This is a genomic window from Hwangdonia seohaensis, from assembly GCF_031932625.1.
Classification (GTDB): Bacteria; Bacteroidota; Bacteroidia; order Flavobacteriales; family Flavobacteriaceae; genus Hwangdonia; species Hwangdonia seohaensis.
Window position 1 is genome coordinate 399,838 of sequence record NZ_JAVSCK010000004.1, and the last position, 16,588, is coordinate 416,425.

The 16,588-nt window shown below is 39.5% G+C and carries 4 protein-coding genes; all 4 read right to left on the bottom strand.

The annotated features are described in order from the left end of the window. Positions 1 to 136: 136 nt before the first annotated feature. The 4 genes from RNZ47_RS14705 to RNZ47_RS14720 all read right to left on the bottom strand — a co-directional run bounded on the left by RNZ47_RS14705 (position 137) and on the right by RNZ47_RS14720 (position 16,306). Complete coding sequence (locus RNZ47_RS14705) at positions 137 to 4,762, bottom strand: RemA C-terminal-like gliding motility protein (RefSeq protein WP_311941889.1); 4,626 nt, start codon at positions 4,760 to 4,762, stop codon at positions 137 to 139. A gap of 454 nt (positions 4,763 to 5,216) precedes the next feature. Next, positions 5,217 to 9,419, bottom strand: coding sequence for a RemA C-terminal-like gliding motility protein (locus RNZ47_RS14710; RefSeq protein WP_311941893.1), 4,203 nt, complete (start codon positions 9,417 to 9,419; stop codon positions 5,217 to 5,219). A 503-nt stretch (positions 9,420 to 9,922) separates the two neighbouring features. Then, positions 9,923 to 15,370: a RemA C-terminal-like gliding motility protein gene (locus RNZ47_RS14715; RefSeq protein WP_311941897.1), complete on the bottom strand. Its 5,448-nt coding sequence runs from the start codon at positions 15,368 to 15,370 to the stop codon at positions 9,923 to 9,925. Positions 15,371 to 15,613: 243 nt separating this feature from the next. Beyond that, on the bottom strand, positions 15,614 to 16,306 hold the full coding sequence (locus RNZ47_RS14720; protein WP_311941900.1) for a MopE-related protein: 693 nt from the start codon (positions 16,304 to 16,306) through the stop codon (positions 15,614 to 15,616). Positions 16,307 to 16,588: the final 282 nt, after the last annotated feature.

The window sequence follows — 16,588 nt, forward strand, 5'->3', positions numbered from 1 at the left end:
ACTTTTCAGACAGACTTTTAATAAAAAATCGTTGAATCGTTAATTTTTAAAACAAAAAAGTCCTGAAGGTCAGTTCAGGACTTGAAGTATAGTTGAGTTAAAAGGTAGATTTGGGATAACCAATGCATTCAACTCACTATTTTATCAATACTTTTTTGGAAAGTTTTCCATGTTCGGTTTCTATTTTTAAAATATAGGTGCCTGCCTTTATTTGCGACGCTTTGTACTTTAAATAATCGTCGTTTGAGCTTATTTTAAATTTGAAAAGCGATTGCCCAAGAATATTTATCATTTCAACCGATTCAATAAGTTGTGCGTTCGGGTTGTGCACAATAACTTGGTCTTCTTCATTTGAAAAATAAACTTCAATAGATTTTTTATTGGCGTCGTTTGTGCTTAGTGATTGCGACCCTTTTGAGAACCTTATCTCAAAACGGTTTAAATATTCGCCAACCGGTAAATGCACGTCGTAAGGCTTTTGGTTTAAATCGTGATACACATCTAATTCTTTATCGTGCAAATAAATGGCTTTATTATTATCCATGTTTTCAAGCTCATCAATTTTAATCGTGGCCAAACCTTCTTGGTTGATTTTAAGGCCCAATGGTAATATTTGATTATTATCAAAATTGTTCACCGCTTGAATAACGAAGTTTTTATTCGAAAAAATCCAAAATATATCTTCAACATTATCCTCAATTAAAGGGGCGTCGTAACCTTTGTCAATACCACTTGTGGCATTTTCATCAGCGCCAACCAATAGTTGACGGTGGTAACCTTTTGGTGAGTCGAGCATCAGTCTGATTTTTTGTCTATCGTCCAAATCGGTTTCAGCGGTACTCGATTTTCCTTTTGATTTCGTGCCTTTTAAAAACAATGAAGGATTGGAGGCTTCGGTTTTAAAAATACGTTGGCTATTCTTAAAAGTAACGGTTCCGCCAGCATCGGCCGTTACAAAAAATCCTTGGCTAACCGGAATGTACTGCTTGGGCACTTTTGTCCCTATTTTTCCTGAGGCATTGATTCTGGTATCCGTTGCAACGGCTTTAATACCACCCATAAGTGTATAGGTTGCATAGCCACCTTGGTATTCGCGCAACACGTGGGTATTGCCGGCAAAATGGTCCCAGAAATAAAGGGTGCCGTCTATAATATTGCTTGTTGCCCTACCGGCTCCATCGCTAATATTGTCTAATATAAACTCGTCGGCATCTATGGCCGAGGCGTAGGGGTTGCCCACCAAATAATCGTTTCCGGCGGATAGGGTTAAGGTAATATCGCCATTATGTGGCTTCCCGTTAAAGACATAATTTTGTTTTTCGGTAAATGATAATGCGCTGTTATCGACGCCTTTCATGGTATAGCCCTCTCCGGCCAATATGGTCCCGGTGTTTTTAACATGTTGCCAGGAGGCATAATTATCGGTTAATTTATTGGCATATTTCCAAATCCAAGTAGATGCAATTCCAACTGGCGTTATACCCGGAGAGCCCGGTGTTCCATTGTGCCCAGAAACAAACGTGATGGGCAGCGGAGCTGTTGGAATGGTTCCGTCGTTTAGCACATTGGCAAGTGTGTAGCTGTTATTGTTGCTTGTTGTGTTACTTATGCCAACGGGCGACGACCAGTAATTATAGGTGTAAAAATCCTTGGTGCCTTGTTGGTCGCGTTCTAAGGTACCTGAGCTTGTAACGTCCAGTGAGCTATCTTCGCTTTGAATGAGTTGCGATTCGCCTTGCAGATCGAGTTTACCATCTAATTTTAAGTACTTCGATACTAATAATCCATGGCCCGTGCCGAGACCGGTAGACACATTGGTAGTACCATTTACTTGAATTTTGTTTGAAGCAACAATTAAGCCTAAAACGGTTGTATTTTTATTTATTTCTATATTATGATTTGTAACAACTATATTCCAATCTATTTGTGTGCCATAAAGTATTGAATTAGGAATGTATTGTACCGAATTATCTAACCATGTGCTGCTGCTGTCCCAATCTCCGTTGGCTGCTGTTGTATATGGCAGAGGTGCTGTTTGAAGTTGCATGGAACCTGTATTGTTTTTTGAAATCCCGTGTATCTTCTGGCTTGAATGGTCGACAGCCGTATTATCAGTCATCGGATAATAACCTCTTAAATTAGTCCACAACAGATTATTAGAAATACTCGAAGGCATTACTTTGCCTTTAACAGCTGTTTCGTTTTGAAGAATTTCCTGATTCATCATTTCGCGCAATTGCTGCTCAGTTAATGCAACATTCCATAGTCGAACTTCATCGATATATCCGTTAAAATAATGTTTTGGTGTGGTCGGTGTACTACTATCATAAGTTGCACCCAACATAAAATTTTTGTTATTGTTTAAAGGTGGCGATGAATTACCGCTGGCAACTAAAACACCGTCTAAATACAAAGAGGCTGTGGTGCCATTATAAGAAGATGCTACATGATGCCATATATTATTAGTTATTTGATAGGGTGAGGTGATATTTAATATTTCAGCTCCGGAATTGTTGTACCATGATAAATTGGGAAATCCATTTTTAATAGATAAATGATACCCTCTAAGGGCACCTGCTTTTGCATCTCCTTTCGATATTACAGTGGCTGTTGAAGCATTTGATTTTTGAAATACCCAAGCTTCCAATGAAAACGATCCATTAAAATTATGATTGTTTCCAAAGTCCACGTAACTACTAACTCCATCAAAATCAACAAATGTATTTTCTATACAAAGTGTAAATGTTCCTTCATGGCCAGCATAAACATCAACAGAAATATAATAAGTATTCCCTGAAGTTAAACCATTTGCAGATAAAATAACATCATCGTTAGTAGAAGCATATCGACTGCTAGTTACCTCGGTTAGGCCGTCTGCCTCCCATAAGGCAATTTGAGTGGCTCTTTGCGTACCCTTTGATCCGCCGATGTCAACTGTAATATTTATTTGTCCCGTTGTGGGTGCTGTAAATTTAAACCATCTGTTCTTTTTAGGTCCATTATTGTTCCAGTTCGTTCCTTTATTTCGGTCTGGAGAGGCATTAATGGTGGTGTATTGCGCATCTGCTGAGCAAGAATTTATCAAACTTGTAACATCGATAGCGGCTTCATAAAAATCATAATCTACCTTATCATCAACACATAGGCTAAAACTGCCTTGGTAATTGGCCCCAGCATGGTTGTCGACAGAGATATAATACCAGTCTCCAACGGTTAAACTATTTGATTGCACGTTTATGGAGCTTTTGGAGCTGTAATAGGTCGTACTCGTAATTTCGGTTCCCGAGCTGTCCCAGAGTGCTAAAAACGGATAGCGCATGGTTCCCAATGTTCCGCCCATGCTTATCTGTGCATTGACTTCGGTAGTGGTGGCCTGAAATTTGTACCACACATTATAGTTCGGTCCGTTTTTCCAAGCCGATCCTTTAATGCCATCTGGAGAGGCATTGAGGGTGGTGTACTCAGCATCTGCCGAACACCAATTGGATGTATGCGGAACGACCACGGCTTTGTCCTTAAAATCGTTGTTGACCACATTATCGATACATAAACTAAAGGAGCCTCGGTAATTGGCCCCAACATGATTGTCGACAGAAATATAATACCAGTCTCCAACGGATAAACTATTTGATTGCACGTTAATGGAGCTTTTGGAGCTGTAATAGGTTGCGCTCGTAATTTCGGATCCCGAGCTGTCCCAGAGTGCCAAAAACGGATAGCGCATGGTTCCCAATGTTCCGCCCATGCTAATCTGTGCATTGACTTCGGTAGTGGTGGCCTGAAATTTGTACCACACATTGTAATTCGGTCCGTTTTTCCAGGACGATCCTTTAACGCCATCTGGAGAGGCATTAAGGGTGGTGTACTCAGCATCTGCCGAACACCAATTGGATGTATGCGGAACGACCACGGCTTTGTCCTTAAAATCGTTGTTGACTACATTATCGATACATAAACTAAAGCTGCCTCGGTAACCAGCGCCGACATGATTGTCGACAGAAATATAATACCAGTCTCCTATGGTTAAACTATTTGATTGCACGTTAATGGAGCCTTTGGAACTGTGATAGGTCGCGCTCGTAATTTCGGTTCCTGAGCTGTCCCAGAGTGCTAAAAACGGATAGCGCATGGTTCCCAATGTTCCGCCCATGCTAATCTGTGCATTGACTTCGGTTGTGGTGGCCAGAAATTTGTACCACACATTGTAATTCGGTCCGTTTTTCCAAGCCGCTCCTTTAATGCCATCTGGAGAGGCATTAAGGGTGGTGTACTCAGCATCTGCCGAACACCAGTTGGATGTATGCGGAACGACCATTGCTTTGTCTTTAAAATCGTTGTTGACCACATTATCGATACATAAACTAAAGCTGCCTCTGTAACCGAACCCAACATGATTGTCGACAGAGATATAATACCAGTCTCCTATGGTTAAACTATTTGATTGCACGTTAATGGAGCCTTTGGAACTATGATAGGTCGCACTTGTAATTTCGGTTCCTGAGCTGTCCCAGAGTGCCAAAAACGGATAGCGCATGGTTCCCAATGTACCGCCCATGCTAATCTGTGCATTAACTTCGGTAGTGGTGGCCTGAAACTTGAACCACACATTATAATTCGGTCCGTTTTTCCAAGACGATCCTTTAACGTCATCTGGAGAAGCGTTAAGGGTGGTGTACTCGGCATCTGCCGAACACCAATTCGACGTATGCGGGACTAAAGAAGCATTCGCAAAATCGTCATTCGCCGGTGCTTGTGAAAACATACCAATTGAATTAAAGACTGTAATTGCAAATAACAGGGGAAGAGCCCGCTTTGGATGACATTTGTTTAAAAACTTAAATATTTCGCAAATAAATGCGCTAAGCAATTTAATATTGTTCATAATAAGGGCAAATAATGATTTGAGAGAAATCAATAATTAAACCCAATAGTACAAATTAAATCCATGAAATGCAAAAAAAATCGATAAAATGAATTAATTTGTAATAATTACCATCTAATTTATCAATTTGTGAATTACAATAAAAAGTAAATGCCAGAAGAAATTGGAGTTGTTTAGTTTTAGTAAATGAACTAATAAATAGGGGTTTATGCGAACATTTAGAGTGTTGTCTGAAGTGTTAATTTATAAAACAAAGAAAGTCCTGAAGGTCAGTTCAGGACTTGAGTATAGTTAAGTTAAAAATAGATTTGGGATAGCCAATTCGATCAACTCACTATTTTATCAATACTTTTTTGGAAAGCTTTCCGTATTCGGTTTCTATTTTTAAAACATAGGTGCCCGCTTTTATTTGTGACGCCTTGTATTTTAAATAATCGTCGTTTGAGCTTATTTTAAATTTGAAAAGAGATTGCCCAAGAATATTTATCATTTCAACCGATTCTATAAGTTGTGCGCTCGGGTTGTGTACAATAACTTGGTCTTCTTCATTTGAAAAATAAACCTCAATAGATTTTTTATTGGTTTCGTTTGTGCTTAGTGTTTGCGACGATTTTGAGAACCTTATCTCAAAACGGTTTAAGTATTCGCCAACCGCTAAATGCACATCGTAATCCTTTTTCTTTAAATCCTGATATACATCTAGCTCTTTATCGTGCAGGTATATTTTTGTAGAATTAGGAATATTTTCCAATGCGTCAATTTTAATTGTAGCCAAACCTTCTTGGTTAATTTTGATACCTAGAGGCAATACTTGGGTCCTATCAAAATTATCTACCGCTTGAATAACAAAGTTTTTATTCGAAAAAATCCAAAATAAATCTTCAACATTATCCTCAATTAAAGGAGCGTCGTAACCTTTATCAATACCGCTTGTGGCATTTTCGTCTACACCAACCAACAGTTGACGGTGGTAACCTTTTGGCGAATCCAGCATCAGTCTTATTTTCTGTCTATCGTCCAAATCGGTTTCAGCGGTACTCGATTTTCCTTTTGATTTCGTGCCTTTTAAGAACAATGAAGGGTCGGAGGCCTCGGTTTTAAAAATACGTTGGCTGTTTTTAAAGGTAATAGTTCCACCGGTATCGGCCGTTACAAAAAAGCCTTGGCTAACCGGAATGTATTGCTGCGGCACTTTTGTCCCAACTTGCCCTGAGGCATTAATTCTGGTATCCGTTGAAACCGCTTTGATACCGCCCATTAACGTGTAGGTAGCATAGCCACCTTGGTATTCGCGCAACACGTGGGTGTTGCCTGCAAAATGATCCCAAAAATAAAGGGTGCCGTCAATAATATTGCTTGTTGCCCTACCGGCTCCAGCACTGATGTTGTCGAGTATAAACTCGTCGGCATCTATGGCCGAGGCATAGGGGTTGCCAATTAAATAATCGTTTCCGGAAGATAGGGTTAAGGTAATATCGCCATTGTGGGGTTTTCCGTTAAAAACATAGTTTTGTTCTTCGGTGAACGATGTCGCGCTGTTATCGACGCCTTTCATGGTATAGCCTTCTCCCGCCAATATAGTTCCGGTGTTTTTTACGTGTTGCCACGAAGCGTAATCATCGGTTAATTTGTTGGCATATTTCCAAATCCAAGTGGATGCAATGCCAACAGGCGTTATTCCCGGAGAACCCGGTGTTCCATTGTGCCCAGATACAAAAGTAATGGGTAAAGGTGTGGTTGCAACCGAGCCATCATTTAGTACATCGGCAAGTGTGTAACTGTTATTATTGCTTGTTGTGTTGCTTACACCAACGGGCGACGACCAGTAATTATAGGTGTAAAAGTCCTTGGTGCCTTGTTGGTCGCGTTCTAAGGTTCCTGTACTTGTTACCTCCAATGAGCTATCTTCGCTTTGAATGAGCTGCGATTCACCTTGTAAATCAAGTTTACCGTCTATTTTTAAGTACCAACTATTGTTTAATAGTTTATCGTTGTTAATAGCAAGTGTGGCACCGGAATCTATTAATAAGCCAAGAGTGTTGTGATTATTTGAGGTGTTTACATTGTTTTTTATCGAAACGATAGACCAATCCTTGTTAGTCGTCTCATTTTCTATATCCCATACATTACCGTGAAGCCAAGTCCCTTCGGTAGACCAATCCCCATCATTGGACGTTGTATAGGGCATTGGTGCGGTTTGTTCTTGAACAGTGGTTATGTAGTTTATATATAATAAATTATTATAGCTGGAATAATCAGACGTTGTGCCCATTTGAATATTGGTCATTGGATAATAGGCCAATAAATTATTCCAAGGGATGGTAGTACACCCTGATATATCTCCAATATGTTTTGGAACCATGCTTCCGGTTACGTTTCCAGCGTTGTTTACAATTTCTTGATAAACCATTTGTTGAATTTGCTCAGAATTAAGGGCTGTGTTAAATACCCTAACTTCATCAATACCTCCTTTAAAGTATTCTTTATTAAAAGCTTCGCTTGAAAGTCTACCGACTTCAAAGTTTCCGTTTGAATTTCCTGTAACCTCTATTGCGGCTCCAGAGCTTCCTACGTTTTTCGAGCTCACTAAAGTGCCGTCTACATATAAGGCCATAACACCAGTTGCGCTAGTGTACGTTCCTGTTAAATGATGCCATTCATCATAATTTATATTGGCGCAGCTACAGCCTAAAATTGATTCGGCATTGCCTGAAGTTTTTACGGTAAGCATAGGTTTATTGCCACTTTGCAACCACAATTTAAAGCCTGTGTCTTCTCCGGCGACAACCATATCAGTTGAGTTTCCAGAATCTGTTTTAACCCACGCCATTACAGTGACATCGTTTAATCCGTCTATAAAGCCCGTTCTCGATAGGTAATCATCAACCCCATCAAAATCTATGGAAGCGTAAATAGGTAGACTAATATCAAATAAATCTCTATAATCTAAATCGCCGCCTAATGTTAAATCGGAGTCCGTGTCTGGTAAAATAGATAAATCCGTAGGGTCTTCAATATCTTCATTCACATCCCAAACAACGTCCATTACACCATTTGTTTCAAAAGCATTATTAAGTCCGTCATTGTCAACATCGGCTGCAGTAGCAGTATTTGCCATTCCGTTTTCTTCAATATCTAAATACCCGTCATTATCAGAATCCGTATCCAAAAAATCGGGAATTTTATCCCCATCGGTATCAACAACCAACAATCCGGTACCGTAATTTATATCTATCCCATTGGTTGAGATGGTTCCTGTAGGCACTAAATAGCCTATGGTTGGTTGTGCTTCAACGTTATCCGGAATACCATCGGCATCACTGTCAATATCCAAATGATTGTATCTGCCGTCGCCATCATCATCTTCACCGGTAACAATAATGAGTGAATTGGCGTTAAAATCCAAGAACTCACATTGTGTAAACGACATACCAAACTGACGTGTTGATGTACCGGTACTTGTTTTTAAGGCCTGCATTCTCATGGTAAAGGAATTACCAATAAATTGATAATATGCACGCAGTACTTTTAAATTTGAAAAACCTGGTCCTTCTTGAAGTCCTGAGGCACTTATTTGGATGTTGTTTGACCCAAGATCTAAAATTTCTAAATTTGAAGGGTTTTCAACGCCGTATGCTGCCGGGTTTTGGTAAACCACCGATTCTTTTAAGCTACCACTTCCATCGCAATCCCACGTAATGCCATTGACTCTAAAAATTTGAGTTGAAGGGGAAGTGGTACCTGCATCTACAATGGTAAACTTAAAGGTGGCTCCCGGAGTGCCGACACCGGAAAAAGTGAGTTCGGTTTGTAAGTATGTTGGATTATCGACCAAATCGTTATCGATATTGGCAATGGTTGTATTGTTCAATTCCGTTATTTCCATTAAGACATCATACCCTTGAATAGCATTTCCAAATCTATAAATAGAGCCAACCGTACCAGCCGACCCAGAACTTGCTGAGGCATCATAAGTACCATTAATAAAATCCAAGGCGGGTAGTGTACACTCAAACCTGTTTTTTCCCAGGTTTTCAATGGCATCGGTAATACCGTCGGCATCGTCGTCATAATCTAAATAATCAGCAATACCATCGCCATCGGTATCTGTTAAGGCGTTACATACGGCATCGCCACCAGACACGTTAAAATATAATGTATCGCCTGAGGCACTAGCGCTGCTCCCGTTGTTGTTTAAAATCTCAATACCTGCCACTTCAACCGAGACAAAGCTTCCGCCAGACCATCCATTATCGGCTATATCGTATAGTTTTATGTAGTAATTATTTCCATTGGTCACGCAACCTAAATCGTACCGGCCTCCATAGGCTTGAAGTGGACCCGTTTGTGTAGCGGAATAACATTGCGAATCATCGCAAATAGTTAGGAGTAAATCATTTGTGGTATTATATACCTCAATTTTGTTTTCGTAAGAATTGCTTGGCCATTTAACTTTTATTTTAACTCCTGAATTTTGAGCAAAAGAAAGTGTAACAGCAAACAATAGGCCAAGAGCCACAAGTAGTTTTGTTTTCATTTTGTTAGATTTTGGGGTAAATCGAAATTAACTGTTTTTCAATATGTTAAAAATTTAAACATATTAAAACTTTAATCGATAAAAACCATAAAACACTTGTTAAACATATCGATTTATTGCTACAATACTAATTAAAAGTTAGCAGACTATCAAATAAAATGATTATTATTTATCGATTAAGTGGTTATTTTATACGATAAAATACATTTTTATGTAAGACAAACATTAATTGAGATAGGTTTTATAAAATTATAATAGGTTTGAAAAATCTACATTTTCGTTTGATAACACCTTTAGTAAACCTGCTATTTTTTTCAAATCCATCGAAGAATTTTAATGTGTTGAAAATCAGTATTCTTATGAATGCCAAGTTTCTCTTAAACCGGATGGTTTTGTTTGAGCTGTGAGTTTAACCCTATTCTAAAAAAAAAGTCCTGAATAAATATCCAGGACTTTAACAAAACATAGCTAGGAAAAAATAGATTTGGGGATCTACACTTCAACTATTTGATTAATATTTTTTTAGAAAGTATGCCTTGGTCGGTTTTCATTTTTACAATGTAAACGCCAGTGGTGATACTTTTTGTTTTATGCTCTATATAGTTTTCTTGTGATTTACTGTTAAACTGATAAATAGACTGCCCTAAGATATTGTAAACACTTACAGACTCAATGAGTTTTAAATCTGGGTTGTGTACAATAAAGCTTTCTTTTTCGTTTGAAAAATAAACCTCAAGATTGGCGTTTTCAAAATCGTCGGTTCCCAAGATTTTTGCTGCATTAAAGGTGATTTCAAAACGATCTGAATATTCTCCTTTAGATAAATAAACTTCGTAACTACCTTGGTTTAAGTTGTGGTAAGTACCCGATTCTTTATCATGTACATAAATGTTGGTGGATGCTTTTATGTTTTCCAGAGCATCAATTTTTATGGTTGCCAACCCGTCTTTGTTCGTTTTTATACCTAATGGAAGTATTTGGTCATCATTAAAATTATTTACGGCTTGAATGAGGAGTTTTGTACTATCAAATTGCCAGTACATGTCTTCTTTATTTGACTCAGCAAGTAAGGCATCATACCCTAAATCGAAATTATTTGACGCATTGGGATCGACTCCAACAAGGAGTTGACGGTGGTAGCCATTTGGTGAATTAAACATCAACCTGATTTTTTGTCGTGTGTCTTTATTTTGATTTTTCGCGCTAGATGTTGTTTTATTGCCATTTTTAACAAACAAGGACTGGGCAGCACCTTCTTTCATAAAGGTGCGTTGGCTGTTTTTAAATTGAATATTGCCGCCTACTACAGGTTGGGTGATTCCGGGGTCGTTTGGTGCGCCAACCAATGAGGCATCGGCAATGGCCGATACAAAAAAGCCTTGTCCCACCGGAATGTATCGTTGGGGTGTTATGCTGCCCATTTGCCCAGTGGCATTAATTCTAGCGTCATTTGAAATAGCAACCGATCCACCCATCAATGTATAAATGGCATAACCACCTTCGTATTCTGCCAAGGCATGTGTGTTATTGGCAAAATGATCCCAGAAATATAGGGCGCCATTGATAACGTTGTCTGTGTTGCCCGCTTTTCCGCCATCGGTAGCACTAATGTTGTCTCTAATAAACTCATCCGCATCCATAGCTGATGGGTATGGGTTTCCTACTAAATATTCATTACCAGCGCCTATGGTTAGTGTGAAGTCGCCATTGTTTGGTTTTCCTTGCAATATATAGTTTTGGTCTGGCGTTGCTGTGCCAGGGCCTTTCATGGTAAAACCTTCGCCAGTATCTAAAGTTCCGGTGCTTCTAATATGTTGCCATAGTGAGTATTCATCACCAGTTAAATTGGCGAATTTCCAAATCCAATAATCTGCATTTCTAACAGGAGCAGTAGTGCCATTATAGCCAGAGCTTATAAAACCAACATTTGTAATTACATCTTGTAAAGTGTAGCTATTGTTGTTTGTTGTAGCATTGCTTACACCCACTGGCGAACACCAATAGTTGTATAAATAGGTGTTTGAGTTTCCTTGCTGGTCCCTTTCAAGTGTTCCGGAACTAGTTGGGTCTAAATCACTACCATCGGTTTGGATAAGTTGCGATTCGCCTTCTAAATCTATTGTGCCGTCAAGTTTCAAGTAATGGGATACGGTTAAGGCTATGCCGTCGTTTGTTGCCGTGTCTCCGTTAACTTGTAAACTGCCACTGTTTATTATTAAACCTTCAACCGTACAATCTCTAGACCGCACACCAGTTGGTGATGCGCCTAAATAAACGTCGTTATTAATTTCAACAATATTCCATTCAATGGGTGTTGTACCATCAACAATGGAAAGTGCGTTGGGTAATGTTTGTACGGCGTTGTTTAACCATGTAGCATCGGCATCCCAAGAGCCAGCCGCTTGCGATTCGTATGGGAATGGTGCCGTTTGATGGTCTACGGTGTCTAAATTTCTTAAAGCACCTTGATGATTGTTGCCAGACATATCGTTAGTATTTGTATACGTGTATACAGACATAGGGTAATATCCAGCTAAACTCGCCCAAGCGATAGGAGCCAATTCATAATTGGTAATCGTGGTTGGTACAACATCTCCACCTATTAGAGTTGGAGTTGGTGTTATGCTAGCATCAATTATTTCTTGATTCATGATATAACGCAACTGATCTAGAGTAAGTGCAACATCCCAAACGCGAACTTCATCGATGTTTCCGGCAAAGAAATCTGTAGTGTCTGGATCGTAACCATCTGCTGCTGCAATAATAAATGATTGAGTTGTTGCCACAGGAGCAGGTAATGATGAGGCGGAAGTATCGGCAAAACCATCAATATACAATGTTGCATTTCCGCTATTATAAATAACAGCAACTTGGTGCCATTCGTTTTCTGGAATTGCTACGGAAGATGTTAAAGTTGCCGCGCCACCGTTTAAGGTAAATTCAAATTGACCTGAACTATTGATTCTAAAATCATAACCTTCAGAATTAGCCGCATCTCTTTTTGAAACTATGGAAGCATCCGTTGTTCCTGTATCTCTTTTAATCCATGCCGAAATTGTAAACTCTGTAGTATTCAAATCTAAGTTATCTTCTACATCAATATAGTCTGCAATACCATCAAAATACACAGAGCGCTCAACGATAACCTGCGGTGCATATCCAAAAGTGATGTATTTTATACCATCAAAATCATAATTGGTTTCTAAATTTCCGCTTCCGTCAGGAGTTAAAACTCTATAATCTGCAGTTGGGTCGAAAACGGGTGTATCAGAAATAAACATTAAATAACTTCCTGGTGGGGTAATATTTCTAATAGCATTTTGAGGGATTCTAACCTTACAGGACGGGATATCGCCACCATTTTCAACCACTTTCCAAATGCGTTGCATACCTGTAAAAGTAACGGGAGTACTTAGGCCTCCAATGCCAGCGCTCATTTCTACATTTATAACAGCAGCAGCTAAATTCAAGTCTGTTCCATTATCTCCCCAGATTAAAAATTCTTTATCGTTTGCAAATGTGCTTGTGTTTAAATTGTTTGTGTTAGAAATATCAGATAGGCCTATGGTTAAAATACCTTCAATAGGGCCAGAGCCATCTGTTGCATTGTTAATACTGCTTGATTGTTTTTGATTTAATTCTGATTTATCATCACGACCAATGCCTGCAATATTATAGTTGTAACCAGAGTTTGCTGATTGATCCCAAATTACTGCGCCATCACTATCCACATAATCTTGCGAAGTGCCATTAACACCCAAGGTAATACCATATTTTATGGCTAAATACGATTGTATTCTGTTGCGTTCTTGGGTTAAATCTGCATCATTTTTACGAGATGAATAGGTGATAACTTCTGCAATTCTAGCATCTGTAGTAGCTTCCCAGCCTTCGCTACGTCCAATCCAATATCTTGAATTGTTAACATTGGCAAAATCAGGTACATCATTTTGTACAGTTTCTATGTCAGTCGCATTATAGTATAATTCTTGTTGGGTAGCACCACTATTGTTTCTAACATTAATGATACCAGCATTGCTATACGTATTTCCCGTTCCTGTTTCTGCTACACCGTAGCCATTTCCACTGTTAGTAGTTCCATGTGCGTAAGAAATAATTTCACCCGAGAAGCGAACGGAATATGCCCCTAAACCAACACCAGTAGCATCTGTTTCGTTAGCTCCAATATTTTCATCTCCACAAAACACATCCATACTACCAAATGAATTATTTACCGTAACATTTGGAAGCAATACAATGAATACATCTTGTGAATAGTAGCCACCCGTACCTTGTAAAAACTCTGTGGACGTATCATCAAAAGAAAAATCGCCATCTAAGTTAAAAGATGATGAATTATTATTGAAATCGACTACAGGGTTAAAATTAATGTTGTAAGCTGGGTCGTCTCTATATGTAGGCTCTACACCAACCACTGGGGCAGTGGCGTCATAACCATTACTAGTTTGATCCTGCCACGTTGTAACGGATTGACCAGTAGTGTAACTTAAACCAGCATTACCTTTTAACCATAGCTCTAAATTTGCATCTATACCACCTGGTGCTTGAACAAGCACACCGACTCCTTGAATGTTGAAAGTATAAGGGTTTTCACCATCGGTTGAGTCGTTATTAGCAATAGAAACCCAAGCATTTTTAGTACCTACGGTTGTTGGATCGAAAGTGATTGTAAAAGTTGTACTGCTACTAGTAGCAATCGGAGTGGAAGGCGCAGTTGTTACTGTAAAGTCTGCCGCATCAGCACCTCCAATTTGCACTAAGGGTGCTCCTGTTAAGTTTAAGTTAGAAAGCGTGCCTAAGTTATGAATAGTAAATGTGTTAGCGTTAGTACTACCCGCAATGTTTACATTTCCAAAATCGGTATTATTTGTAGCTGAAGGCGTGTTGGTTAATGGTAAATCATGTGGAACACTATTACCATTACCTATAATATCTATTTCCTGCAAAGTAGTTGTACCCGTGCCTTGTATATTGAAGGTGTATGGGTTTTCGTCTGCATCATCATTTGCTATGCTAACTGTGGCTGTTCGTAAACCTGAAGCACTTGGGTCAAAGGTAATAGTATACGTTGTACTGCCACCAGCTGCTACTGATGCAGACGGATTTGCAGTAACCGAAAAATCACCCGGGTTTGCACCGCCAATTACCACTAAAGGACCACCAGTTAAGTTAAGTGTTCCTGTACCTGTATTTTGAATTGTAAAAGTGTTTGCATTTGTGCCAAATGTAAAATTAACATTTCCAAAATCAGTATCGTTTGTTACAGAAGGCGTGTTCGATAATGTTGGGTCGTTAACAATATTATTACCTGCGCCTTGTATATTTATTTCTGGAAATGAGCCTGAAACAGTAGTCATTCCCACATTATCTATGGCAATATCTCCAGCCCAACTAGAGCCTCTAACACCTCTAAATCTTACTTTTACTGTGCTGCCAACATAAGGTGTTAAATCGAGACTTACTTGTGTCCAAGTATTACCTTGATTTCCAGATAAGGACCAAAGTGAGGTCGGGTAAGTAGAACCATTATCGGTACTTAATTCAACATGTAGACTACCAATATTGCTTCCATACATGTGATACCAAAAAGAAAAGTTTGCAGAAGATGAGCTTGTTAAATCAAAACAAGGGCTTTCAAAATTAGCTGTATCTCCGGATGACCTAGGCGAAGACGTTTCAATATACATGTACCATGTATCTCCATTACCCGCTGAAGGTCCCGTATTGGACGAAGGTGTTCCACCCGAATCTCTTGTCCAATTAAATATGTCTCCAGTATCTTGTGTCCAAGCACCTATGGAAGATTCAAAGTTTTCGCTATAAGGGTATGAGCTTATTGTTGTTCCACATATCTGCGAAAACGCATTTGTTGAGAGTAATATACCTGCTATAAGTATACTAGATCTTATTAAAAATGCAATATTTTTCATAAGAGGTTAAATTTTTAGGTTGGGACTAAGCATTTTACTGGTCAAACTTACATGGAAACTCTATGAAATGCAAAAATAATCGACGAAATACATTATTGATTTTTTAAATAATTGATTATCAGTAATTTGTATTTTTAGATTTTTGTTGATTTTTTAGAGAATTATTAATAATTTGATAATCAGCGTGATATAAAAAGAGCTGAATTATGAGATTCAACTCTTTTTCAATTCAGTTTGGTTATATTAATATTTAATTAATCTTTTCATTATACTCGCTCCGCTTTTATTATTAATAACTTTTAATAAGTATGGTGCTTGCTCTAACTTGTTTAAGCTAGAAATATTTATTGTTCCGCTAATACTAGAATACTGTTTGTCTAATACCAGCCTACCGTTCAAATCATATATTTTGATTGTAAATTCGCTGTTATTATAACTCAGCGGTAATTTGATACTAATATTTCTATTAAAAGGATTTGGTGTTATAAGCACATTGTTCATATTAAAATCATCATCTATACTTAAGGTGCCATCGGGTGTCCCAGCATTACAATCATCGTCAATCCCATTGCCAGAGATTTCGGCGGCTCCAGGGTTGATGTTGGCATCGTTGTCGTCACAGTCGTCCACGGTCGGCGCATCGGTGGAGTAGCCCGCTCCCGGGGATGTGCACTGGGTCGCGGTAATCTGGCTCCCGAAGAACCCGTCGCTGTCGCTGTCCACGCCCAGGTACCATACGGTATTTGGGTTGATGTTGGCATCGTTGTCGTCGCAATCGTCCACGGTCGGCGCATCGGTGGAGTAGCCGGCTCCCGGCGATGAGCACTGGGTCGCTGTAATCTGGCTCCCGAAGAACCCGTCGCTGTCGCTGTCCACGCCCAGGTACCATACGGTATTTGGGTTGATGTTGGCATCGTTGTCGTCACAGTCGTCCACGGTCGGCGCATCGGTGGAGTAGCCCGCTCCCGGCGATGAGCACTGGGTCGCTGTAATCTGGCTCCCGAAGAACCCGTCGCTGTCGCTGTCCACGCCCAGGTACCATACGGTATTTGGGTTGATGTTGGCATCGTTGTCGTCACAGTCGTCCACGGTCGGCGCATCGGTGGAGTAGCCCGCTCCCGGCGATGAGCACTGGGTCGCTGTAATCTGGCTCCCGAAGAACCCGTCGCTGTCGCTGTCCACGCCGAGGTACCATACGGTATTTGGGTTGATGTTGGC

What these genes read in the sequence shown, in the direction of transcription:
- RNZ47_RS14705 (WP_311941889.1), bottom strand. Translation starts at nt 4,762, where the DNA reads ATGTTTTCACAAGCACCGGCGAATGACGATTTTGCGAATGCTTCTTTA.
- RNZ47_RS14710 (WP_311941893.1), bottom strand. Translation starts at nt 9,419, where the DNA reads ATGAAAACAAAACTACTTGTGGCTCTTGGCCTATTGTTTGCTGTTACA.
- RNZ47_RS14715 (WP_311941897.1), bottom strand. Translation starts at nt 15,370, where the DNA reads ATGAAAAATATTGCATTTTTAATAAGATCTAGTATACTTATAGCAGGT.